Genomic DNA, 22,646 nt, shown 5'->3' with positions numbered 1-22,646 from the left:
CGACACACGGTGAGGACGAGGGCCATGGGCGAGACGAACAGGCACCAGGAGCAGGGCGAGGGCGAGCACGGCCACGGGGCCGGGCGCCGCACCGACCCGGCCGACCGGGGCCCCGGAGCCCACTCCGGCCGGGAGACGCGGATGGAGCATCGCACCGTCCCCGGCACGGCGAGCGCCGCCGAGGGCTTCTCCGGCGGCGGCACCGTCGAGGGCGAGCCGCTCAAGGGCGTCGAGGCCGAGGAGGACGCCTCCGGCAAGGCCCGGCGGGCGGAGGAGGACGCCTCCGGCTCCGGCCGGAAGCCCGGAAGCTGAGACCCGGCGCGGGCAGCCCCGGCGCGGGCACGTCCGGCCGCGCCCCGGGCGGCCCGCGCCGGGTCTCAGCGCCGCAGCGGGACGAAGCGCACCCTCAGCCCCGGCACCGCCTGCGCCGCCGCCGCCAGCGCCTCCCGCGGCACCACGCCGACCACCGGATAGCCCCCCGTGGTCGGATGGTCGGCGAGGAAGACGATCGGCTCACCGCCCGGCGGCACCTGCACCGCGCCCGCCACCATGCCCTCGCTGGGCAGCTCGCCCCGCACCGACCGTTCCAGGGCGGGCCCCTCGGTCCGCAGCCCGACGCGGTTGCTCTCGGCGGACACCCGGTAGACCCCCCGGGCCAGCGCGCGCAGCGCGGCCGGGGTGAACCAGTCCTCGCGCGGCCCGGGCACCAGCGGCAGCACCAGCTCTCCCGACGGCGGGCCCGGAGCGGCGGATGCGACCGCGTCCGCCCAGGGCACGGGCCCCGCCGCCACACCCACCGGCAGCCGCGCCCCCGCCGACAGCGGCGCCGGGCCGAGCCCGGACAGCAGATCGGTGGAGCGGCTGCCGAGCACCGGTCCGACGCCGACGCCGCCGGCCACGGCCAGATAGCTGCGCACCCCGGCCCGCGCGGCGCCGACCTCCAGCACCGCCCCGCCCGGCACCCGTACCGCCGCGCCCCACGGCGCCGGACGGCCGTCGATCCGCACCGGGCACGGAGCACCGGTCACCGCCGCCACCACGGCCCGGTCCGGGCGCACCGCGCACCCGGTGAGGGTGGTCTCCAGCGTCGCGGCGCCGGGCGCGTTGCCCACCAGGCGGTTGGCCAGCCGGTGGGCGGGGGAGTCCAGCGCCCCCGAACGCGGCACCCCCAGATGGGCCAGGCCCACCCGGCCCAGATCCTGCACGGTGGTCAGCGCACCCGGCCGCAGGACCTCCAGCACACCCGCGCCCGTCATGCCACCGCCTCGAACCGCACCCGGGTGCCCGGGGCCAGCAGCGCGGCCGGCTCCCGGTACACGTCCCACAGCACCGCGTCCGTCCGGCCGATCAGCTGCCAGCCGCCGGGCGAGGTGCGCGGATACACCCCCGTGTACGTCCCGGCCAGCCCCACCGAGCCCGGCGGCACCGAGGTGCGGGGGACGGCGCGGCGGGGCACGCCCAACTCCCCGGGAAGCCCGGTGAGATAGCCGAACCCGGGGGCGAACCCGCAGAAGGCCACCCGGAACTCGGTGCGCGTGTGGATCGCGACCGCCTCCTCCTCGCCGACCCCCCACAGCGCCGCCACCTCGGCCAGATCGGGGCCGTCGTAGCGCACCGGCAGCACCACCGAGGCGGTGTCCGCCGGGGCGGCGCCGGGGAACTCCCTGCCCCGCAGCCACCGCGCCACCGCCTCCGGGTCCTCCAGCCCGTCCAGCAGGACGGTGGCCGCCGCCGGGACGATCTCCTCCACCCCGGGCAGCTCCCCGGTCTCCCGCAGCCGCACCAGTTCGGCGTGGAGGGCCTGGGCCCGCTCGGTACCGCCCACCTCCAGCAGCAGGGCACGCCTGCCCACGGGCAGCACCCTTCCCACCCTCACGGCGCGAACGCCTCGATGCGCACCCCGGCCTCCGCGAGGGCCTGCCGCACCCGCCGGGCGAGCGCGACGGCGCCCGGGGTGTCGCCGTGCACGCACAGCGACCTGGCGCCGGCGGCCACCTCCACGCCGTCGCCGGTGGACACGCTCCCGCGCAGCGCGATGCCCAGCGCCTGGGAGACCACGGCGTCCGGCTCGTGGATCACCGCCCCCGGCTCCCGCCGGGACACCAGCGTGCCCAGCGCGGTGTAGCCGCGGTCGGCGAACGCCTCGGCGACCGCGGGCAGTCCGGCCTCCTCGGCGGCCCCCAGCAGCAGCGACCCGGGCAGCCCCAGCACCGGCAGCCCCCCGCCCGCCAGCAGCACCCCGGACACCACCGCCCGCGCCTGGCCCTGGTCGTGCACCGCGCGGTTGTAGAGCGCGCCGTGCGGTTTGACGTACGCCACCCGCGCCCCGGCGGACTCGGCGAACACCCGCAGGGCGCCGATCTGGTAGGCGATCTCGTCGGCCAGCTCGTCCTCGGGGACCTCCATCGGCCGCCGCCCGAAACCCGCGAGGTCGCGGTAGGCGACCTGGGCGCCGATCGCCACCCCACGCTCGGCCGCCTGCGCGCACACCCGGCGCATGGTGGAGGGGTCGCCGGCGTGGAAGCCGCACGCGATGTTGGCGCTGCTGACGACCGAGAGCAGCGCCTCGTCGTGGGTGAGCTCCCACCGCCCGAAGCCCTCGCCCAGATCGGCGTTGAGATCGACCACCGGGGCCGTGCCGTCCGCCGGAGCCACCGTCTCCTCGTCCCGCTGTGTCATGCCACGAGAGTAGTTCCGCGACGGGGGACGGACGTGTACGCGTCCGCCGGCTCCCTCAGCCCCGGCGGCGAATCTCCGGAACCTCCAAAGCCCTCGGGGACTTTGCCTCCCCGCCGGCCCGCCCGTACCGCCGGGCCACCGCGCCCAGATGGTGGAGGGCGAGCAGCAGCAGGCCGACGTCGTCCAGGTACACCGGGTCCGGGAGCAGGTCGACGGGGAAGACCGTGTAGACCAGCGCTCCCCAGAAGGCGGCCCTGGCGCTCACGGGGATGTCCGCGCCGCGCAGGAGCAGGTAGGCGCGCACCAGCCTGACCAGCAGGACGGCGGCGGCGGCCAGCGTCGCGGCGGCGAGCACCGCGCCGAAGGCGATCAGTACGACATGCCGGGTCTCCAACGCACCTCCTCGCTCGCCGCCCGGCGGGCGGCCCGGGGCCGGACGGCTGTCCTCCCCCTCTTCTGCTCGCCGCCTCGGGGCGGAAACGCGCGGGGCGTCCCGTCCGGAGGCGGCGGTGCCCGGCCGCCCGGCGGCAGCCGTACCGCTTTCCGCCGGGCCCGCGTACACCATGCGGACAGCCCGCCCGTGCCCCGCGCGCCCGCCGTAGTGTGATCACCGACACGCCCACGCCGGATCCGGCCCGTACCCGGGGGAGCACATGACGCGCACCGACGACACGATCAGATGGGGCATACTCGCCACCGGCGGCATAGCCGGGGCCTTCGCCCGCGACCTCGCGGCCCTGTCCGGCGGCGAGCTCCTCGCGGTGGGCTCGCGCTCGCCCGAGTCCGCCCGCCGCTTCGCCGACGAGCACGGCGCCCCGCGCGCCTACGGAAGCTGGGCCGAACTGGCCGCCGACCCGGACGTGGACGTGGTCTACGTCGCCACACCCCACTCGGCGCACCTGGAGGCCGCCACCGTCTGCCTGGAGGCGGGCAAGGCGGTGCTGTGCGAGAAGCCGCTCACCCTCAACCTCGCCCAGGCCCGGGAGATGGTCGCGCTGGCGCGCCGCAGGGGCGTCTTCCTGATGGAGGCCATGTGGACCTACTGCAACCCGGTGGTCCGCCGCATGCTCGACCTCGTCGCCGACGGCGCGATCGGCGAGGTACGCTCGGTCCACGCCGACTTCGGCATCGTCGCCCCCAAGGACGCCTCGCACCGCCTGCGCGATCCCCGGCTGGGCGGCGGCGCCCTGCTGGACCTGGGCGTCTACCCGGTCTCCTTCGCCCATCTCGTCCTCGGTGAGCCCTCCTCCGTAGCCGCCTGGGCCCATCTGACGCCCGAGGGCGTGGACGAGACCACCGGAGTCCTGCTGGGCTACGACAGCGGAGCCGTCGCCACCCTCTCCTGCTCCATCGCCTCCGCCAGCCCCACCGTGGCGGCAGTCAGCGGCACCGGGGGGCGCATCGAGCTGCCGCACGGCTTCTTCGCCCCGGAGTCCTTCGTACTGCACCGCGAGGGGCGCGAGGCCGAGGAGGTCCGGGTGCCGCGGGCCGAGGGCGGCACCGGCTACGGGCCCGAGGCGGCCGAGGTGATGCGCTGCCTGCGGGAGAAGGAGACGGAGTCCCCGCTGGTGCCGCTGGACGGGACGCTCGCGGTGATGGCGACGCTGGACGCCGCCCGCGAGCGCGTCGGGGTCCGCTACCCGGGAGACGGCTGACCGTTCGCCGGGCATCCGGTGTGCGATGGCGTGAAAGGGGCCCGCGGGGCGGTCGCGAACACCCTGCGGGCCCCTCATCTGCCATGATGCCGAGAGCGCTCTCATTCCTCGGCCGACAGGGGTTCCGGGAGGGCTCCCACCTCCAAAAGGTTTACGAATCAAGGGTATTGACGGTCCATCCGGTCGCATACAGGATCAGCGCCGTGCGCATGACAGTGCGCCTGTGTCTCCGTGTGTCCAAGTGTTGAAAACTTCGACCGCCCCGAGGGAGCCGTCATGGGACAGCCACCGCACGCAGGAACGGGACCCGGGGAAGGAGGCCGGCGAAGGTGGCGCGGGCGAACGGCCGCCGCGACCCTCGGTGCCCTCCTCGCCCTGCTCGCCTCCGGCCTGACCCCAGCCGCGTCGGCCGCCGCGCAGGACCGCGTCCTGGACGACTTCGACAGCGCGGTGCCCGGCCCGATCGGCACCTACGGCAGCACCCCCGAGGACACCCCCAGGCTCAGCCAGGTCGCCGCCGAGGCCCGCCCGGGAGCCAACGCCTTCAACCGCGCCATGCGCGTGGAGTACGACATCACCGCCTGGGGCGGCTTCGACCACGCCCTGTCCGGCGCCGAGGACTGGAGCGGCCACGAGGGCTTCTCCTTCTGGGTCAAGGGAACCGGCAGCGGGGAGCGCGTCCAGTTCGAGGTCAAGGACGGCGGCCCGAACGCCGGTCAGGCCGAGTTGTGGGCCGGCTACTTCACCGACGACACCGACGGCTGGAAGCAGGTCCGCACGCCCTTCGAGGACTTCGTCCGGCGCCCCGACTACCAGCCCGCCGGCGCCCCGGACGACGGCGTACTGGACCTGACCCGGATGTGGGGCTACGCCGTCAACCTGCCCACCGCCTCCGGCGCCCTGGAGTTCGACCAGGTCGAGCTGTACGGCGTGGGCGGGGTGCGGGCCCGCGTCGCCACCGACCGGCCCGTCTACACCGTCGAACACGGCGGCACCGCCACCGTGGAGGTGTCGGTGGGTACCACCGGCGGCGTACCGCTGGCCGAACCCGTCACCGTCACCTACGCCACCGGCGAGGGCACCGCGGAGCCCGGCGAGGACTACACCCCGGTCGAGGGCACCCTCACCTTCCCCGCCGGCACCCCCTCCGGCACGGCGAAGACCTTCACCGTCGACACCGGGCGCAGCACGGAGCCCGCCACCGCCAGGACCATCCCCCTCACCCTCTCCGCCGACGGCGCACGCGCCCCCGACGACCAGCCCACCGTCGTCATCGACGCGCACGGCCTGCCGTACCAGGACCCCCGGCTCCCGGTGGAGGAGCGGGTGAAGGACCTGCTGTCCCGGATGACGCTCGACGAGAAGATCGGCCAGATGACCCAGGCCGAGCGCGGAGCCCTGGAGGCCCAGGACCACATCGCCTCCTACGAACTGGGCTCGCTGCTGTCCGGCGGCGGCTCCAACCCCGCCCCCAACACCCCCGAAGCCTGGGCCGACATGGTCGACGGCTTCCAGCTGCGGGCGCAGCAGACCCGGCTGCAGATCCCGCTGATCTACGGAGTCGACGCCGTCCACGGCCACAACAACGTCGTCGGCGCCACCGTCTTCCCGCACAACACCGGCCTCGGCGCCGCCCGCGACCCGGAGTTGGTCGAGGACACCGCCCACGCCACCGCCAAGGAGGTCCGCGCCACCGGCGTCCCCTGGAACTTCAGCCCCTGCCTGTGCGTCAGCCGCGACGAGCGCTGGGGCCGGGCGTACGAGGCGTTCGGCGAGGACCCGGCGCTGGTCACGCGGCTGGCCACGGCCGTCGAGGGCTACCAGGGCCGCGCCGACGGGCGGGACCTGAAGGACGCCGACCGGGTGCTGGCCACCGCCAAGCACTACGTCGGTGACGGCGGTACCGAGTTCGGCTCCTCCACCACCGGCACGTACACCATCGACCAGGGCGTCACCAGGACGACGCGCGAGGAGCTGGAGACCGTCCACATCGCCCCCTTCGTGGAGGCGGTCGACGAGGGGGTGGGCACCGTCATGCCGTCCTTCTCCAGCGTCGACTTCATCGGCGACGACCAGGGCCCGGTCAAGATGCACGCCCACGCCGACCTGATCACGGACGTCCTCAAGGGCGACCTCGGCTTCGACGGATTCGTCATCAGCGACTGGGAGGCCATCGACCAGATCCCCGGCGACTACGCCTCCGACGTGCGGACCTCGATCAACGCCGGACTCGACATGATCATGGTCCCGTACGACTACAAGGGCTTCACCACCACCCTGCGCGAGCAGGTCGACTCCGGCGCCGTGCCCATGGCGCGGATCGACGACGCGGTGACCCGCATCCTCACCAAGAAGTTCCAGCTCGGCCTGTTCGAGAAGCCCTACGCCGACCGCACCCACCTGGACTCCGTCGGCTCCGCCCCCCACCGGGAGCTGGCCCGCCGGGCCGCCGCCGACTCCCAGGTGCTGCTGAAGAACGACGGGAACCTGCTGCCGCTGAGCGGTGACGAGAAGCTCTACGTCGCCGGCTCCAACGCCGACGACATCGGCAACCAGGCCGGCGGCTGGACCATCTCCTGGCAGGGGTCCTCCGGCGACATCACCGAGGGCACCACCATCCTGGAAGGAATCCGCCAGGTCGCCCCGGACGCCTCCGTCACCTTCAGCGAGGACGCCTCCGCGCCCACCGACGGGCACCGGGTGGGCATCGTGGTGGTCGGCGAGACCCCGTACGCCGAGGGTGTCGGCGACGTCGGCAACGGGCACGACCTTCAGCTGTCCGAGGCCGACAGGAAGGCGATCGACACCGTCTGCGGCGCCATGGAGTGCGCGGTGCTGCTCGTCTCCGGCCGCCCGCAGATCATCACCGGCCAACTCGGCGACATCGACCCATTGGTGGCCTCCTGGCTGCCGGGCACCGAGGGCACGGGCGTGGCCGACACCCTCTTCGGCGAGCGGCCCTTCACCGGCCGCCTGCCGGTGAGCTGGCCGCGCTCGGCCGCCCAGGTCCCGGTCAACGTCGGCGACGCCTCCTACGATCCGCTCTACCCGTACGGCTGGGGCCTGCGCACCGACAGCGCCCGCGACCGGCTGGAGGACGTCCGCGAGGAGCTGCGGGAGCGCCGCGACGCCGCCTCCCGCACCGCCGCCGTCCACGTCCGCCTCGCCCTGAAGCGCTCCAACTTCCGGGCCGACGGCACGGTGCGGAACGCGGACGCGGTCATGAAGCGTCTTTCCAAGGCCGCCGCCCTGCTGGAGAAGTCGAAGGCCGACTCCTACCTCCAGGCGGACCAACTCGCCTCGGTGGCCCGGGACATCGCCCAGGCCGCACTGCTGAAGGCCGGTGACGGCGCCCCGGAGCGCGCGGTGTCCCGCACCGCGGACGCCGACCACGCCCTGGCCTCCGGCGACTACGCCAAGGCCGTCCGTCACCTGGCCGAGGCCCACCGCCTGGCCCGCTGACCGCCCGCCCGAACCGGTCCGCCGGGCGCCCCGTCTCCAACGGGGCGCCCGGCGGACCGCCGCTTTCCGGGGAGACGGACCGCCGAACCGGCTCCTCGCGGTGGAGGACCGGCGAAGGACTACTGTGCTGCCGTGACCGGACCGGCGCAGCGCCCCATCCTCTTCCTCGACGTCGACGGACCGCTCATCCCGTTGGATCGACGACGAGATCGGCGCCGTGGACCGCCTCTGGGTCGACGCGCAGCATCGGGCGCCGGCGCTGCTCCACCGTGTCGACCCGGCCAGGGGCTCGCCGACGAGGACTTCACCGCACTCGCCGCCTGGCTCCGCGCCTGCGCCGTCTGAGGCAGGGCGGCCGTCGCGCCGCGCCGGAGTGACCGGGGCGGCCTGTACGCCCACCGTGGAAGGACGTTCCGTTCACAGCCCGAGGTGGCCGGTGTCGCCGAGGCTGACGACCTGGCGGTTGTGGAAGAAGTCGTCCTCGCGGAGGACGGTGATGCTGCCGGACGGAGCCCGGAAGCTGACGGAGCCCAGCGACTCGAACGGCATCCCGATCCAGAACGCCACGACGAACGTCAGGGCGAAACCGTGCGTCACGACGATCTGGTGCCCGCACGGGCGCCGCAGGATCTCGTCCATGGCCGCGTAGACGCGCCGTGCGCACTCCGCCCTGGTCTCGGCTCCCCGTATGCCCTCGTGATGCCTCATCCGGTCCCCGGCGGCCGGTGGCGGGACGAAGCGCCGGTCCAGCCACTCCTGCGGCCTTCCCTCGGCCTCTCCGTAGGACTTCTCCCGCAACCTGGGATCCAACAACGCTTCTACGCCCAGCAGTCCGGCCACGTGGTCGGCCGTCTGCCGGGCGCGCAGCAGGTCCGAGGAGACCACCTCCACCTCGGTTCCCCCGGGAATTCGAGCCCGTGGAGCCCGTGCGATGGAGGCCGCCGCACGCCTGCCCGCGGGCGTGAGAGACGAGTCGTGCCATCCGCCGACGACTCTCTCCACGTGGTGTGTCGCCTCCGGGTGGACGATGACGTGGACGCTGCGCATCGGGTTGGCTCCTGCCGGGAGTGGCCACTGGGGGAGGCGGTGCCGTCAGCGATCGCAGCCCACGCGCTCGGTGGACAGGGCCAGGTCGTCCAGGAGCAGGTCGTAGGAGCCGGGGGTGGGGTCGCCCTGGTAGAGCTGCCAGCCGATGCGGACGGTGTCGACGTCGGGGAGGACGAAGTCGACGGGGTTGCCGCCGTGGCGTGTGGTGGTGACGGTCAGGTCCGGCTTGGGCTCGCCGTCGATCCAGACCGAGACGCGGTTGTCGTCCGCGTCCGTCTCCCACTCCAGGCACGTCCATTTCCCGGCCTCGGCCGGAGCGGACTCGCGCCAGTCGGTCCAGTCGCCCGTCGGCCCGCCGTCGGAGCCCACGCCCCACAGTTGCGTCCCGCCGCCGACGGTCGGCACGTACTGGCCGCCGATGGGCCGCACCACGCTGCCGTCGCCGCGGCCGGTGGCCTCGACCAGGGTGAAGTGGGCCCAGTCCGGGGCGGTGGGGAAGGCGTCCACGCGGACCCGCATCCGGCCGAAGAAGCTGTTGCCGGGGGCGTCGAAGTCGTCGACCTCCAGGAAGGCGTGGCCGTTGCCCTCGGTGCGCAGGCGCAGCACCTGCCCCGGCCGGTGCTTTCCGGGGTGGCGCCGGTCGCGTCCGGTGGATCGCTCCACGGTCAGGGTGCCGTGCCGGGTGTCCACGCCCCAGTCCATGCTGGTGCCCGCGCCGCGCGGCAGGTCCTCGAAGTCCTCGCAGAACAGCAGGGCGGGGGAGGGGGCGCAGCCGCGGTGCGGCGGGCGGTCGCCGGGCCGGTCGTGGGCGGGGTGGGGGACGGACGCCGCGCCGCCGGTGGCGGCGAGGGTGGTGACGGCGGCCAGGGAGAGGGCGCCGAGCAGGCCGGACAGCCGCCGGGAGGCGCGGGGGCGGCGGGACGGACGAGGCGGGCGGGGTAAGGAGCGCATGGGAGTTCTCCCTCGGGTGGTCGGGGACTGCCGAACCGCGCTGGGAGCGCTCCCATGCGGTCGTCCGGCACCCTACGGCAACTCGCCCTCCACGGAAAGGAGTTGAAGGGAGGAGGGGCGGGAGGCGGGACCGCCCGCACCCGGCGGACGTCAGGCCCCGGCGCCGACGCGGGACCGCAGGTTCTGGAACTGGCGCACCTGCATGATGAAGTGCGCCGGTTCGCCCATCAGCAGGTCGAACGGCTTGGTGATCCCCCGCGGACGGCTCCGGCCGCGGGTGCGGACCACCAGGCGCGTCCCGCCCTCGGGGGCGGGACGCAGATGGAAGGCCCAGATGCCGTCCATGTACGCCCGGGGCGGGGCCGCGGTCGGCATGTCGAAGGAGCGGCCGGACGGCAGCTCCAGATCCGAGCGCAGCACCAGGGTCCGGTTCGGTTCCAGCAGGGCCACGGTGAACCAGGCGCGGCCGTCGCGCGTCGCGAGCAGCCGCTGCCCCTCCGCAAGGTCCTGCCATTCGGGCACGAGGCGGTCCGCGCTCGGCTCGCCGTAGTGGTCCAGGCCGTCCCAGCTGTACCAGCCGCCGCGGTCACCTCCCATCTGGGCCAGCCAGGCCCAGACCTCCCCGGGCGGCGCCGGGAGGGTGGTGGCCATCGTGGAGGTGCTGGTGGCGTCGGGGACGAGGTCGTCGCCGGGGTAGGCGCTCGCGACCTCCTCCCCGGTCGCGCCCCAGGTCAGCAGCCGGGGGCGGAGCCAGAACGCGTAGAACGCGGAGGTCATGGTGAGGGGGAGCAGGCGGGCTCCCCGCCGGTGTCCGCTCATGCCTCCAGCATCGCGCCGCCGCCCACACCCCGCCACTCGCCCGGCGGACGTCCCGGTCCCCCGGCGGGCTTCCCCCGGGAGGGGAGGGGCGGTGATCCTTGACGGACGCCTCGTGGAATCGATCCCATACCGGAGGAACCGATGAACGGACAGTACCGCCCGACACGGCGTACGGCCCTGGCCCTGGCAGGCGCGGCCGCCGCGGGCCTGGCGTACGCACCGGACGCCGCCGCGCGGCCGAGGGGGAGGGAAGGGCGGCGGTTACGGGTCTACCTGGGCGCCTACACCGGCGGCACCCCCGGTCACGGCATCGGGGTGGCGAGCGCGGACCCGGACACCGGCGCCCTGCGGCTGGAGTCGGTGGTCCCCGCCGAGGACCCCTCCTTCCTGGCGCTGTCGGCGACGGGCCGTGTGCTGTACGCCGTCAACGAGGTGGAGAAGGGCCGGGTGTCGGCCTACGCGCTCTCCCCGGACGGCGCCGTACGGGACTTCCTGGGGCAGTCGCCCAGCGGCGGCGCCCACCCCTGCCACCTCGCCCTCCACCCCGGCGGACGCCATCTGTTCACCGCCGACTACACCTCCGGCACGGTCGGTGTCGTCGAGCTGCGGCCCGACGGCGCGCCGGGGGAGCTGGTCCAGGTGGTGCGCTACGCCGGCTCCGGCCCCGACCCCGAGCGGCAGGACGGGCCGCACGCCCACATGGTGCTGCCCGATCCCACCGGGGAGCGGCTGCTCACCGCCGACCTGGGCACCGACACCGTCCGCGTCCACCGCTTCGACGCCCGGCGCGGCCTGCTGACGGACGGCGCCGAGACGCGGATGGCGCCCGGCTCCGGCCCCCGTCACCTGGCCTTCCACCCCCGCGGGCGCACCGTGTACGTACTGGGCGAGCTGGACTCCACACTCACCTCCTGCGCGTACGACCCCGCCCGGGGCACCCTCACGCCCGTCGCCACCGTGCCGATCCTGCCCCGGGGCGCCGATCCGGCGGGCACCACCGCCGCCGAGGTACTGGTCTCGGCGGACGGCCGGTTCGTGTACGCCTCCAACCGGGGCCACGACCTCGTCGCCGTCCTCGCCGCGGGCGCGTTTGGAGGGATCCGCCCGCGTCCGGTCTCCCATCACCCCTGCGGCGGGAGGTCGCCCCGGCACATCGCCTTCGGAGCCCCGGCCCCGGGAGCCTCCGGGGCCCTCGGGACGGCTCAGCGCCTGCTGTACACGGCCAACCAGGACTCCGGCACGGTCGCGCTCCTGCGCCGGGATCCGGTGAGCGGTGCCCTCGCGCCGGCCGGGGAACCGCTCGCCTTCGACCGGGTGGTGTGCGTGCTGCCCGCGGGGCGGGAGCTCCCTCACCGGCAGGCGTAACTTCAGTTCCGGGAGGTCAGGGCGGCCAGGGCCGCGTCCAGGCGCCGGGTGGCCTCGGAGGCGACGGGCTCCATGGCGGGCAGTCCGGTGAGGGTCACCATGGTGCCGGGGTCGAGGGCCTGGACGACCGTCCGGTCGCCGTCGCGGCGCACGACCACGTTGCACGGGAGCAGCAGGCCGATACTGCGGTCGTTCTCCAGTGCCCGGTGGGCCAGCTGCGGGTTGCAGGCGCCCAGGATCAGGTAGTCCTCGATGTCCTGGTCGAGCTTCTTCTTCAGGGTCGCGGCGACATCGATCTCGGTGAGGACGCCGAAGCCCTGCTCGGCCAGTGCGTCGCGCACGGCGGCCACGGTGGTGTCGAAGTCGGTGCTCACCCGGACGGTGCGGTCGTAGCTCACGTCGTGACCCTCCTGTGCTCGGTGGTGTCGCGGGCCGGTGCGCGGCGTCCGTTTCCGTTCCTCCCGGCGGGTACCCGCCAGGGGAGGGGCCACGCGGCGCCCCGACCTCCAAAATACCCCCCCGGGTATGTGTTACGGTGGTGATCGTATCCCCCGGGGCAGGGCGATCCGGAAGGAGCAGCACCGTGTTCTTCGTCGACACCGTGGAGATCCAGGGGCTGGGCAATCGCGGCTACCTGGCCGGGGGCCGGTCGGCAGCCGTCGTGGTGGACCCGCCGCGGGACATCGACCGGATGCTCGCACTGGCGGCCCGGCGGGAGGTGCGGATCGCCCTCGTGGCCGAGACCCATGTGCACAACGACTACGTCACCGGCGGGCTGGAGCTGGCCCGTGTGGCGGGCGCCGAGTACCTGGTGCCCGCCGGCGCCCGTGTGTCCTACCCGCGGACGCCGGTGGCCGACGGCGACACCGCCGGGATCGAGGAGGGGCTGACGCTGCGCGCGCTGGCCACCCCCGGCCACACCCCGCACCACACCTCCTACGTGCTGGAGGAGGACGGGAGCGCGGTCGCCGTCTTCACCGGCGGCTCGCTGCTGATCGGCGCCGTCGGGCGGCCGGACCTGGTCGAGCCCCGCATGACGCGCGAACTGGCCCGCGCCCAGCACGCCTCCGCCCGCCGGCTGGCCGACGAGCTGGACGACGACGTGCCCGTGATGCCGACCCACGGCTTCGGCAGCTTCTGCTCCTCCACCCAGGCCGAGGGCGACTCCACCACCATCGGCAAGGAGCGCGAGTCCAACGACGCGCTGGTCAAGGACGTCGACGAGTTCGTCGCCGACCTGCTCGCCGGCCTGGACGACATCCCCGCGTACTACGCCCACATGGGACCGGTGAACTCCGCCGGACCGGCGCCGGTCGACCTGACCCCGCCCCGGCGCGCGGACGCGGGGGAGATCGCCGCCCGGCTGGCGGCGGGGGAGTGGGTGGTGGACCTGCGCAGCCGTGTGGCGTTCGCCGAGGGACATGTGGCGGGCGCGTACAACTTCGAGGCCGACGGCAAGCTCGCCACCTACCTGGCCTGGCTGATCCCCTGGGGCAAGCCGGTCACACTGCTGGCCGAGAGCTTCGAGCAGCTCGCCGACGCCCAGCGGGAGCTGGCCAGGGTCGGCATCGACCGGCCCGCCGCGGCCGCCACCGGCGGCCCTGCCGACTGGCTCGGCGACGGCGAGCAGCCGCGCTCCTTCCCCCGGGCGGCCTTCGCCGAGCTGGCCGGCGCCCGCGAGCGCGGCGAGGAGGTGGTGGTGCTCGACGTGCGCCGTGACTCCGAGCGCGCGAACGGCTACGTCGAGGGGTCGGCCCACATCCCCGTCCACCAGCTCCACGAGCGCATCGCGGAGGTGCCGGGCGGGACCGTCTGGGTCCACTGCGCCAGCGGGATGCGCGCGACGATCGCCGCCTCAATGCTGGACGCGGCCGGCCGCGAGGTGGTCGCCGTGGACGATCCCTTCGACGCGGCCGAGCAGGCCGGACTGACCGTCGTACGGACCTGAGAGCCACATCCGGCCCTCCCGGGCCGCCTGACGACTTACGGAGAGCACCATGTCCCTGTTCCGCCGCGGCCCCGGCCGCGTCGACCCGGCCGAGGCCGACCGGCGTACCGCCGGGGGCGACGCCGTCCTGCTGGACGTGCGCGAGGACGCCGAGTGGAAGGCCGGCCACGCCCCGCACGCCGTCCATCTGCCGCTGTCCCGTCTGATCGAGGGCGCCCCACTGCCCGGTCATCTGAAGGACAAGCCCGTGGTGGCCGTCTGCCGTTCCGGCAACCGCTCGCAGAAGGCAGCCAGGCTGCTGGCCGAGCGCGGTGTGGAGGCGGTGGACGTCACCGGGGGCATGGCCGCCTGGGAGAGGCAGGGCCTGCCCGTGCGCGACGGGCGCGGGCGCCCCGGCACCGTCGCGTGACCGTCCCGGCCCTGGTCCTGGCCCTGGCGGCCGGGGCCGTGGTCGGCTGGTCGCTGGGCGCGCTGGGAGCCGGCGGCAGCATCCTGACCGTGCCCGCCCTGATCTACCTGCTCGGCTTCACCCCGGCCGAGGCCACCACGGCCTCCCTGCTGATCGTCACCGCGACGTCGCTGACGGCCCTGGCCGCACATGCCCGGGCCCGTCAGGTGCGCTGGAAGGCCGGGTCCGTATTCGCCGCCGCCGGGCTGGTGCCCGCGGCCGCCGCCGGCGCCGTGGCAGGCGAGGTGCCCCCCGCCGTGCTGACCGGAGCCTTCGCGACCGTGGCCGCGGCTGCCGCGGCCGTGATGTTCCGCGGCGCGTCGGCGGCCGGAGCGGACGGGGCGGAGAGAGGCGGCGCACGGCCGCTGCGGACCGCCGGGGCGGGCGCGGGGCTGGGCGCGCTGACCGGACTGCTGGGCGTCGGAGGGGGCTTCCTGGCCGTGCCCGCCCTGCGCACCGTCCTGGCCCTGCCGATGCGGGCCGCGGTGGGCACCAGCCTGCTGGTGATCGTGGTGAACGCACTGGCGGCCCTGGCCGCCCGCGGCGATACGGCCGACGGCATCCACTGGGCGGCGCTGCTGCCCTTCGCCGGCACGGCCGTCCTGGGCGCGTGGGACGGCAGGCGGCTGGCGGCCGGGGTCCCCGCCGGCGTCCTGCAGCGGGTCTTCGCGGCAGTGCTGCTGGCGGTGGCCGCCGTGATGCTCGCCGACGCCCTGCTGTGACCCCTCGCAGGCCCCGCGGCCGGGACCTGCGAGGCCGGGGATCAGGCCAGGGAGAGGAAGAGCTTCTCCAGCCGGGCACGCATCTGCTCGCGGTCCAGGGCGGCGGCGGGGTCGCCGTCGGGGCTGTCGGTCAGGCAGCGCTGCAGACCGGTGGCGATGACCGCGAAACCGGCCTTGTCCAGTGCCCGGGAGGCCGCCGCGAGCTGTGTGACGACCTCCTCGCAGTCCCGCCCCTCCTCGATCATCTTGATCACTCCGGCGATCTGGCCCTGCGCCCGGCGCAGCCGGTTGACCACCGTCTTCAGTTCCTCGGCCGCCATCGCCAGTTCCACGGAACCTCCCCTTTCATACCCCGCCCGGTACCCTACCTGCCGGGTCGTCCTCCCCCGCGTTCGGAAGGAAACATCTCACACATGTCCACCGCCCCCGCACTCACCGTCGAACAGAGCAGCTCCCGCATACACGAGCTGACCGTGGTCGACGTGCGCACCCCCGGCGAGTACGCCTCCGGCCATCTGCCCGGCGCCCACAACATCCCCCTGGACCGCCTCCAGCAGGCACTGCCCGCCCTGCGGACCGCCTCCGCCCGCGGGGACCTGCTGGTGGTGTGCGCATCCGGAGCCCGCTCTGCGACCGCCTGTGCCGTCCTGGCCGAGCACGGCATCACCGCCGCCGCCCTCGAGGGCGGCACCGCCGCCTGGAACGAACGCGGCCACGACCTGCACCGGCCCGCCGGCGCCCGTACCGCCTGGGCCATGGAGCGGCAGGTCCGGCTCACCGCCGGTTCCCTGGTCCTGCTGGGTCTGATCGCCGGCCGCCGCAGGCCGGCCGCGCGCATGGTCTCCGCGGGCATCGCCGCAGGCCTGGTCTTCTCCGCCCTCACCGACACCTGCGGCATGGCCCGCGTGCTGGCCAAGCTGCCCCACAACCGCCCCCGGCCCGCCGACCTGGAAGCCACCCTGGCCGCCCTGGCCGGCTGACCCGCGCCCCCTCCCGTACGTTCCGGCCCGCCCCGCGGCCCGGTGGTGTCGCACCGGCACTCCGGGGGTACCGCGGGGCGGGACGGCTTCGAGGCCGTGTACGGATGGGAGGAAGCGGATGTCCGAGATGACCGCGGTGCGGCTCACCGGCTGGCAGAAGCCCCCGGAGGTGACCCGGGTCCCGGTGCCCGAACCCGGCCCGGGAGAGGTCCTGCTGAAGGTGGCGGGCGCCGGGGTGTGCCACTCCGACCTGCACGTCATGGACTGGCCCGCCGGCGCGCTGCCCTACGACCTGCCCTTCACCCTGGGCCACGAGACCTCCGGCTGGGTGCACACCCTGGGGCCGGGCACACGGAACACCGGGCTGCGCGAGGGCGACGCGGTGCTGGTCTACGGCCCCTGGGGCTGCGGGGTGTGTCCGGCCTGCGCCCGGGGAGCGGAGAACTACTGCCACCGGGCCGCCGAACTCCGGGCCGCCGGCGGGGGACTGGGCCTGGACGGCGGCATGGCCGAGTACATGCTCGTCCCCTCCACCCGGCTGCTCGTACCACTGGGCGACCTGGACCCGCGCACCGCCGCGCCGCTGACCGACGCCGCGCTGACGCCCTACCACGCCGTCAAGCGCTCCCTGCGCAAGCTGGTGCCGGGAACGGCGGCGGTGGTGATCGGCGTGGGCGGGCTGGGGCACATGGCCGTCCAGCTGCTCAAGGCGCTCAGCCCGGCCGACGTCATCGCCGTCGACCTGGCCCCCGACAAGCTCGACCTGGCCGCCGGGGCGGGCGCCGATCACTGCGTGCCCGCCGGGGAGGGGGACGCGGACCGGATCCGCACGCTGACCGGCGGCCTCGGCGCCACCCTGGTGCTGGACTGCGTCGGCGCCGACGCCACGATGGCCACCGCCGCCGCGTGCGCCGCCGTGGAGGCCGACATCACCGTCGTCGGACTGGCCGGCGGCACACTGCCCGTCACCTTCGGGGCCGTTCCCTTCGAGGCCGCGGTGTCGATCCCGTACTGGGGCAGCCGGCCGGAGCTGGCCGAGGTCGTCGCCCTCGCCCGCGCCGGGCGGATCCGCCCGCATGTGGAGGTGCACCCCCTCGGCGAGGCGGGTGAGGTCTACCAGCGGCTGCGCGACGGCAGGGTCGACGGCCGGGCGGTACTGGTGCCCACCGCCGAGGTCTGACCCGCCCCCGCCGTCCGCGGGTATGCCCCTTCGGCCCCCCATGGAGTGGGGCGCGATCGGGTACCCGTGCACGGGTACCCGATCGCCGCGGCGGAACCCGCATCAGGCGGAGGGCTCGAGGAAGGAGGCGGTGGCCGTGCCCGACAAGCAGCACCACGAGCTGCCGGACCCCGGGGACATCGGCCGGCGGGTGGCCCTCCAGCGCGAGCGGCTGGGCCTCACCCGCGAGGAGGCCGCCGTACGGGCCGGCATGGCGCCGGGATATCTGCAGTACCTGGAGGAGCACCCCTCGGCCCCGAGCGGGCCGGGGCTGCTCAGGCTGGCCGCCGCCCTGGAGACCTCCGTGGAGTGGCTGCGTGGCGGCGGCGCCAACACCCCGCCCGGACGGGGACGGGCCGCGGGCCGCCCTCGGTACCTCGAACTCGACGAGGAGGAGTGCTGGGCCAGGCTCTCCACGCACGGCGTGGGGCGCATCGCGGTCACCACCACCGACGGGCCCGCCATCATCCCGGTGAACTACCAGGTCGCGGACGGCGCGATCGCCTTCCGTACCAAGCCCGGCTCCGCGCCCTCGGCGGCCGTGGGGCACGAGGTGGCGTTCGAGGTCGACTACGTGGACGACGCCTTCCGGCGCGGCTGGAGCGTCCTGGTCGTGGGCCGGGCCCGGGCCGCGGGCGAGGAGGAGGCCCGCCGCCTGACCGACCAGGAGCCCGGCGAGCCCTGGGCCGGGGGAGAGGGGCGCGACCTGTGGGTGGTCGTCCGCGCCGAACGCGTCACCGGGCGCCGCATCCACACGGACGACTGATCGCCGGGAAATAATGTGCCAAGCGTACGATAGCTCCGAGCCGGAGGAATCCGGGCGGGCGCGGCCGGAACGGAGACCATGACAACTGGGCAGGCGAAAGAGGCGGAACAGGCTGAGGAACCCGGCAGGGCGGCGGAGGCCCGTTACCCCAGGCCTCCGGTGTCCCTGGAGGAGGCCGAGTGGGTGTGGCGGACCCTGGCCTCCCAGGCCGTGGAGGAGGGCGCGAAGCCGGAGACGGTACGGCTGGCCGTGGTGACCGGGCTGGCCCGGGCCTCCGGCGCACGCTACGGCGACCTGCTGCGGTGCACGGTGCGGTCGCTGGATCTGGGGGCGGGATGGGTGGACGTCGAGCACGGCAAGCACCGCGTCCCGCGGCGGCACGGCCTGGACGCGGGCACGGTGCCGGTGCTGCGCCGCTGGATGGACGTCCGCGCCGACCTGTGCGCCGAGCTGGAGGGTTCGGTCCCCGAGGCGCTGCTGCTGACGGTCCACCACACACACGACAACGGGGTGACGGTCGCGGCCGGGCTGCCCATCACCCGGCAGGGCCTGGTGCTCTCCTGGCGCCGCTTCGTGTACCGCACCAACGCCGCCCACGCCGGCCGGCGCCCTCCGCTGCCCACCCGCTTCGAGCAGCTCCGCCGCGCCTGGACCACCGCCGGGGCGTGACGCGGGCCCTCAGCGCTCCCCGGGGCGCCGCGGGGAGCAGCGCACGGGCAGGCGGCGGAGGCCCCGCAGCATTCCGGTCCTCCAGGCGAGGTCGGCCGGATCGGCGTCGAGCGCGAGATCGGGAAGGCGTTCCAGAAGGCTCTCCAGCGCGACGGCGGCCTCCAGGCGGGCGAGTGGCGCGCCCAGGCAGTGGTGGATGCCGTGGCCGAAGGCCGAGTGGCCCCGGGTGTCGCGGCGGATGTCGAAGCGGTCGGGTTCGGGGAAACGCGACGGGTCGCGGGAGGCCGAGGCCAGCACGGCGAGCACGGACTCCCCGGCGGGGACGACGGTGCCGCCGATCTCCACGGGCTCGGCGGTGAAACGGTGGGCCGAGGTGACCACCGGACCGTCATGGCGCAGGGTCTCCTCGACGGCGCCCGCGAGCAACGAGGGGTCGGAGCGCAGGGCGCCGAGCTGATCCGGGTGGGTGAGCAGGGCGTATACGGCGCCGGAGATGAGATTGACGGTGGTCTCGTGCCCGGCGACGAGCAGGAGGAACGCCATGCCTAGCAGTTCCCCGGGCGAGAGGTCCTCCTCCCCGCGGGCGGCGGTGGAGGCCAGGCTGCTCAGGAGGTCGTCGCCCGGTCTTCTCAGCTTCTGTTCGACGAGGGTGCCGAGGTACTCCGTCATGGCCTGTGCGGCGGCGTTTCCGGAAGCCGGGTCGGCGGGATGGACCATCTCGGTCGACCAGTCGCGGAAAGCGGCCCGGTCGGAGGCGGGGACGCCGAGGAGTTCGCAGATCACGGCCACCGGCAGCGGCATGGCGAAGGAGGCGACCAGATCGGCGCGGCCCCGCGCGGACACGGCGTCCAGGAGATCGTCCGCGATCCGCCTGATGCGGGGGCGCAGCGACTCGACGCGGCGGCCGGTGAACTCCCGTGCCACCAGCCGCCGCAGGCGGGTGTGGTGGGGCGGGTCGGTCTGGAGCATGTTCCGGCCGATCGAGTGGCCGCCGTCGTCCTCCCGGTCGGCCGAGTGGCGTATGTCGTTGCGCAGCCGTGGATCGGTGAGCGCGGCCCGTACCGCGTCGTGGCCGAGGACCAGCCAGACGCCCCTCGTCCGGTCGGTGGGGAAGTGGTGGACCGGGCCGCGCTCGCGCAGCAGGGCGTGGACGGGGTGGGGGTCGGCGGTGAAGTCCGTGCCGCGGGGGGACAGGAAACCGAGGTCGGGCACGGTCATGGGCTTGCCTCCAGGTGTGGGTGGGAGCGTGTCGGCGAATAATCCGGGGAGTGGTCCCCGTTTTCGCGACGGTAACAGTGAAACGGGGAGCGGTCCACGCTTTGCTGTTAGGGTGCGGCCCATGTGCACGGTCGGAAGAGGCGGAACGGGCAGGTCCGCGCCACTGCGGCGGGACGCGCGGCGCAACAGGGAACTGCTGGTCGCCGCCGCCCGCGAGGTCTACGCCGAGCAGGGTGTCGAGGCGCCGCTGGACGACATCGCCCGGCGGGCCGGGGTCGGCAACGCCACCCTCTACCGGCACTTCCCCACGCGCGGCGCGCTCATCGAGGCGGTCTTCCGCGACTCGCTCACCGAGACCCTGCGCACGGGGGAGGAGGCGCGGCTCGCCGAGAACCCCTGGGAAGGTCTGACCACCTACCTGGAGGGGATCTTCGAGGGCCTGGCCGCCGACCGGGGGGCCAACGACCTGATGACCACCGGAGTCGAGGGGGCGCCCTCCCTGGAAGAGCTGCGGGCCCACAACCGCGGGACGGTGGACGCTCTGCTCCGCCGCGCCCAGGAGCAGGGTGCGGTGCGGCCGGACATCACCGCCGAGGACCTGCTGTTCGCCCTGGCGGCGCTGGGGCGGGCGGTACCGGCCTCCGCGGTGGTCGAGCCCGCCGCGTGGCGCCGCTGTCTGGCCCTGCTGCTGGACGGCCTGCGCGCCGAACCCGTCCGCCCCCTGCCCGCGCCGCCGGTCGACTTCGGCACCCTGGAGCAGGTGCTGCGTGAACTGGGTCCTTCCGGGCCCGGCCGCCGGTAGGGGCCGCTCCACCCGGGACCGCCGGGCCGGACGGCGGACGGGCGGTGCCCCACCCCGGCGGCCGACCGTGCGGCGGGGGGCCCTCGGCCGCAGGCCGGGGCCGGTCGGGTGCGGAAGGGACGGTCCGCCCGCACCCGAACAGGGGCCCGTGTCAGTCGGTCCGGCCGGTGGCCTCCTGTGTCCGCTCCGCGCCGTCCGCCTTGTCGTCCCCCTCGCCGCCGTCGCCACCCCGCCGGGGAGAGCGCCATGCCCGGAGCAGCAGGACGGCGGCCGCCAGGGCGGCGATCCCTGCCGGCACGGCCGTGTCGGGGATGCCGCCGCCCCAGTCCGTCACCCACTGCTGCAGAGCGAACTCCCGGTCGACGTCGAGCGGCGCGGGCAGCGCGGAGGAGCCGTCGAAGACCAGGAAGACGGCGCCCAGCAGGATGAAGAACAGGCCGGACAGCAGCGAGACGCTGTGCGTCTCCAGCCGCCCGACGCGCAGGGGGCGGCCGCGCAGCCACTTCCTGCGCCCCAGCTCGAAGCGCTCCCAGAACAGGGCCAGGACGAACAGGGGCACGGCCATGCCCAGCGCGTAGACGGCCAGCAGGGCACCGCCGTACCAGGGGCTGCCGCTGACGGCGGCGACGGTCAGGACGCTGCCCAGGATGGGCCCGGCGCAGAAACCCGCCAGCCCGTACACCGCGCCCAGGGCCAGGACCGCCAGGGGCGAGGAGGGCCGGATGCCGGCCGCGGCCGTCTGCATCCGGCGCGAGGCGAACCCCAGGCCCAGGATCTGGGCGATGCCGAGCGAGACGACCGTCCAGCCCGCGACGGTGACCAGCAGGTCGCGGTTGCCGTAGAACAGCCGGCTGGCGAAGGAGCCGGCGGCGCCCAGTGGGACGAGCGTCAGGCACAGGCCGCCGTAGAAGACCGCGGTCCGGCCCAGCAGCCGGGACGGGCTGTTGAAGGAGTAGGCGAAGAAGGCGGGCAGGAGCAGGGCGCTGCAGGGGCTGAGCAGGGCGAGCAGCCCGCCGGCGAACGCGGCGAGATATCCGATGTCGCTCACTTGCCGTGCGCCTCCGCCGCCTTCTTCGCGTCCTCGATGGCGTCGGTGAAGACCTCGGTCGGCTGGGCGCCCAGGATGGGCCGGTCGTTGACCAGGAAGGCCGGGGTGCTGGTGACGCCCAGCTCGTAGCCCTCCCGGGAGTCGCGCTCGATCGCCTTGCCGGCGGCGTCGCCGTCCATGTCGGAGCGGAACTCATCCAGGTCCTTCACTCCGGCCTCGCGGGCCATCTCCACGAGCTTGTCCCCGGCGAAGTGGCCGCTGTTCATCTTGCGCTCCTCGCCGAAGGCGAGCTTGTGGAACTCCCAGAACCTGCCCTGCCGTCCGGCTGCGTACCCGGCCCGCGCGGCGGCCTCGGACTCCTCCCCGAAGATCGGGAAGTCGCGCCACTCGATGCGCAGCACGCCGGACTCGACGTACTTCTCGATCAGTTCCGGTTCGGTGTCCCGGGCGAACTTCCCGCAGAACGGGCACTGGAAGTCGGCGTACTCGATCAGCACCACGGGGGCGTCGGCGCTGCCGACGGCGTTCGGATCGCCGTCGTCGCGGCGGGCGAGGGCGAGGAGGTCCTCATCGGGGGGTGCGGCGTCCTGTGGGGTCTCCACCCGGGCGGCGGGCTCGTCACCGCCCGATCCGGGGACCGCGCCCAGGGCCGACACCAGACCCAGGACGAGTGCGAGGACGAGAACGGCGACGGCGGCCAGGGTGCCGCGCTTGCGGCGTGCGGACGTGCTGGACATGGCGGGCATGGCGAAGCTCCAGGGAGGAACGGGTGCGAGAAAGGTGGAAAGCAGGGGGAGGGCAGCAGGAAGACCTGCCGGAAGTCCTGCCGGAGCCCCTGCGCGGGGAGG

General features: G+C 74.7%; 24 protein-coding genes. 12 read left to right on the top strand and 12 right to left on the bottom strand.

Annotated elements, in window-relative coordinates:
* Window positions 1-24 precede the first annotated feature (24 nt).
* Complete coding sequence (locus tag ACW69E_RS24110) at window positions 25-312, top strand: hypothetical protein (RefSeq protein WP_237878327.1); 288 nt, start codon at window positions 25-27, stop codon at window positions 310-312.
* Between the two features lie 65 nt (window positions 313-377).
* Here the strand turns inward: ACW69E_RS24110 and ACW69E_RS24105 are convergent, their stop codons facing one another.
* From ACW69E_RS24105 to ACW69E_RS24090, 4 genes are all read right to left on the bottom strand, one after another.
* Window positions 378-1,256, bottom strand: a complete 879-nt coding sequence (locus tag ACW69E_RS24105; protein WP_457500383.1) for a 5-oxoprolinase subunit C family protein — start codon at window positions 1,254-1,256, stop codon at window positions 378-380.
* Entirely contained in the window at window positions 1,253-1,876 is a 624-nt protein-coding gene (locus tag ACW69E_RS24100; protein ID WP_457500382.1) for a 5-oxoprolinase subunit B family protein, read from the bottom strand. Before ACW69E_RS24100 ends, ACW69E_RS24105 begins: the two co-directional genes overlap by 4 nt.
* Entirely contained in the window at window positions 1,873-2,628 is a 756-nt protein-coding gene (locus tag ACW69E_RS24095; RefSeq protein WP_457500405.1) for a LamB/YcsF family protein, read from the bottom strand. The genes ACW69E_RS24100 and ACW69E_RS24095 overlap by 4 nt, the downstream gene beginning before the upstream one ends.
* A 106-nt stretch (window positions 2,629-2,734) precedes the next feature.
* A complete protein-coding gene (locus ACW69E_RS24090; protein ID WP_457500381.1) occupies window positions 2,735-3,073 on the bottom strand; it encodes a DUF1232 domain-containing protein in 339 nt (112 codons plus the stop codon).
* A 259-nt stretch (window positions 3,074-3,332) separates the two neighbouring features.
* On the opposite strand from ACW69E_RS24090, the gene ACW69E_RS24085 reads away from it, so the two are divergent.
* A complete protein-coding gene (locus tag ACW69E_RS24085) occupies window positions 3,333-4,334 on the top strand; it encodes a Gfo/Idh/MocA family protein (RefSeq protein WP_457500380.1) in 1,002 nt (333 codons plus the stop codon).
* A 276-nt stretch (window positions 4,335-4,610) separates the two neighbouring features.
* Window positions 4,611-7,796 carry a glycoside hydrolase family 3 N-terminal domain-containing protein gene (locus tag ACW69E_RS24080; protein WP_457500379.1) on the top strand — a complete coding sequence of 1,062 codons (3,186 nt, stop codon included), beginning with the start codon at window positions 4,611-4,613 and terminating at the stop codon, window positions 7,794-7,796.
* A gap of 417 nt (window positions 7,797-8,213) precedes the next feature.
* On the opposite strand, the gene ACW69E_RS24075 is transcribed toward ACW69E_RS24080, so the two are convergent.
* From ACW69E_RS24075 to ACW69E_RS24065, 3 genes are all read right to left on the bottom strand, one after another.
* Window positions 8,214-8,843 (bottom strand): histidine phosphatase family protein, encoded by a 630-nt coding sequence (locus tag ACW69E_RS24075; protein WP_457500378.1) that lies wholly within the window; start codon window positions 8,841-8,843, stop codon window positions 8,214-8,216.
* A gap of 45 nt (window positions 8,844-8,888) precedes the next feature.
* Window positions 8,889-9,794: a hypothetical protein gene (locus ACW69E_RS24070; protein ID WP_457500377.1), complete on the bottom strand. Its 906-nt coding sequence runs from the start codon at window positions 9,792-9,794 to the stop codon at window positions 8,889-8,891.
* A gap of 150 nt (window positions 9,795-9,944) precedes the next feature.
* Window positions 9,945-10,613: a hypothetical protein gene (locus tag ACW69E_RS24065; protein WP_457500376.1), complete on the bottom strand. Its 669-nt coding sequence runs from the start codon at window positions 10,611-10,613 to the stop codon at window positions 9,945-9,947.
* Window positions 10,614-10,754: 141 nt separating this feature from the next.
* On the opposite strand from ACW69E_RS24065, the gene ACW69E_RS24060 reads away from it, so the two are divergent.
* Window positions 10,755-11,978 carry a lactonase family protein gene (locus ACW69E_RS24060; RefSeq protein WP_457500375.1) on the top strand — a complete coding sequence of 408 codons (1,224 nt, stop codon included), beginning with the start codon at window positions 10,755-10,757 and terminating at the stop codon, window positions 11,976-11,978.
* A gap of 2 nt (window positions 11,979-11,980) precedes the next feature.
* On the opposite strand, the gene ACW69E_RS24055 is transcribed toward ACW69E_RS24060, so the two are convergent.
* Complete coding sequence (locus ACW69E_RS24055; RefSeq protein ID WP_457500374.1) at window positions 11,981-12,376, bottom strand: DUF302 domain-containing protein; 396 nt, start codon at window positions 12,374-12,376, stop codon at window positions 11,981-11,983.
* Between the two features lie 185 nt (window positions 12,377-12,561).
* Here ACW69E_RS24055 and ACW69E_RS24050 point away from each other — a divergent pair, with 185 nt between their 5' ends.
* From ACW69E_RS24050 to ACW69E_RS24040, 3 genes are read left to right on the top strand one after another with little or no spacing between them, the layout of a single operon-like run.
* Window positions 12,562-13,926, top strand: coding sequence for a rhodanese-like domain-containing protein (locus ACW69E_RS24050; protein ID WP_457500373.1), 1,365 nt, complete (start codon window positions 12,562-12,564; stop codon window positions 13,924-13,926).
* Between the two features lie 49 nt (window positions 13,927-13,975).
* Complete coding sequence (locus ACW69E_RS24045; RefSeq protein ID WP_457500372.1) at window positions 13,976-14,335, top strand: rhodanese-like domain-containing protein; 360 nt, start codon at window positions 13,976-13,978, stop codon at window positions 14,333-14,335.
* Complete coding sequence (locus ACW69E_RS24040) at window positions 14,332-15,096, top strand: sulfite exporter TauE/SafE family protein (RefSeq protein WP_457500371.1); 765 nt, start codon at window positions 14,332-14,334, stop codon at window positions 15,094-15,096. Before ACW69E_RS24045 ends, ACW69E_RS24040 begins: the two co-directional genes overlap by 4 nt.
* Window positions 15,097-15,137: 41 nt before the next feature.
* Here ACW69E_RS24040 and ACW69E_RS24035 read toward each other — a convergent pair whose 3' ends face one another.
* On the bottom strand, window positions 15,138-15,428 hold the full coding sequence (locus tag ACW69E_RS24035; RefSeq protein ID WP_206348061.1) for a metal-sensitive transcriptional regulator: 291 nt from the start codon (window positions 15,426-15,428) through the stop codon (window positions 15,138-15,140).
* A gap of 81 nt (window positions 15,429-15,509) precedes the next feature.
* Between ACW69E_RS24035 and ACW69E_RS24030 the strand changes: the two genes are divergently transcribed.
* From ACW69E_RS24030 to ACW69E_RS24015, 4 genes are all read left to right on the top strand, one after another.
* Window positions 15,510-16,076: a rhodanese-like domain-containing protein gene (locus ACW69E_RS24030; RefSeq protein WP_457500370.1), complete on the top strand. Its 567-nt coding sequence runs from the start codon at window positions 15,510-15,512 to the stop codon at window positions 16,074-16,076.
* A 127-nt stretch (window positions 16,077-16,203) separates the two neighbouring features.
* On the top strand, window positions 16,204-17,256 hold the full coding sequence (locus tag ACW69E_RS24025) for an NAD(P)-dependent alcohol dehydrogenase (protein WP_457500404.1): 1,053 nt from the start codon (window positions 16,204-16,206) through the stop codon (window positions 17,254-17,256).
* Window positions 17,257-17,392: 136 nt separating this feature from the next.
* Window positions 17,393-18,061, top strand: coding sequence for a helix-turn-helix domain-containing protein (locus tag ACW69E_RS24020; RefSeq protein ID WP_457500369.1), 669 nt, complete (start codon window positions 17,393-17,395; stop codon window positions 18,059-18,061).
* Between the two features lie 78 nt (window positions 18,062-18,139).
* Window positions 18,140-18,730 carry a tyrosine-type recombinase/integrase gene (locus tag ACW69E_RS24015; RefSeq protein WP_457500368.1) on the top strand — a complete coding sequence of 197 codons (591 nt, stop codon included), beginning with the start codon at window positions 18,140-18,142 and terminating at the stop codon, window positions 18,728-18,730.
* A gap of 9 nt (window positions 18,731-18,739) precedes the next feature.
* Here the strand turns inward: ACW69E_RS24015 and ACW69E_RS24010 are convergent, their stop codons facing one another.
* Window positions 18,740-19,948: a cytochrome P450 family protein gene (locus ACW69E_RS24010; protein ID WP_457500367.1), complete on the bottom strand. Its 1,209-nt coding sequence runs from the start codon at window positions 19,946-19,948 to the stop codon at window positions 18,740-18,742.
* A gap of 121 nt (window positions 19,949-20,069) precedes the next feature.
* Between ACW69E_RS24010 and ACW69E_RS24005 the strand changes: the two genes are divergently transcribed.
* A complete protein-coding gene (locus ACW69E_RS24005; RefSeq protein ID WP_457500366.1) occupies window positions 20,070-20,750 on the top strand; it encodes a TetR/AcrR family transcriptional regulator in 681 nt (226 codons plus the stop codon).
* Between the two features lie 151 nt (window positions 20,751-20,901).
* On the opposite strand, the gene ACW69E_RS24000 is transcribed toward ACW69E_RS24005, so the two are convergent.
* Entirely contained in the window at window positions 20,902-21,798 is an 897-nt protein-coding gene (locus ACW69E_RS24000; RefSeq protein ID WP_457500365.1) for a cytochrome c biogenesis CcdA family protein, read from the bottom strand.
* On the bottom strand, window positions 21,795-22,535 hold the full coding sequence (locus ACW69E_RS23995; protein ID WP_457500403.1) for a DsbA family protein: 741 nt from the start codon (window positions 22,533-22,535) through the stop codon (window positions 21,795-21,797). The genes ACW69E_RS24000 and ACW69E_RS23995 overlap by 4 nt, the downstream gene beginning before the upstream one ends.
* Between the last annotated feature and the right edge of the window lie 111 nt (window positions 22,536-22,646).

Source organism: Streptomyces sp. SS8 (assembly GCF_054072955.1).
This window is presented reverse-complemented; position numbering and strand designations above follow the sequence as displayed.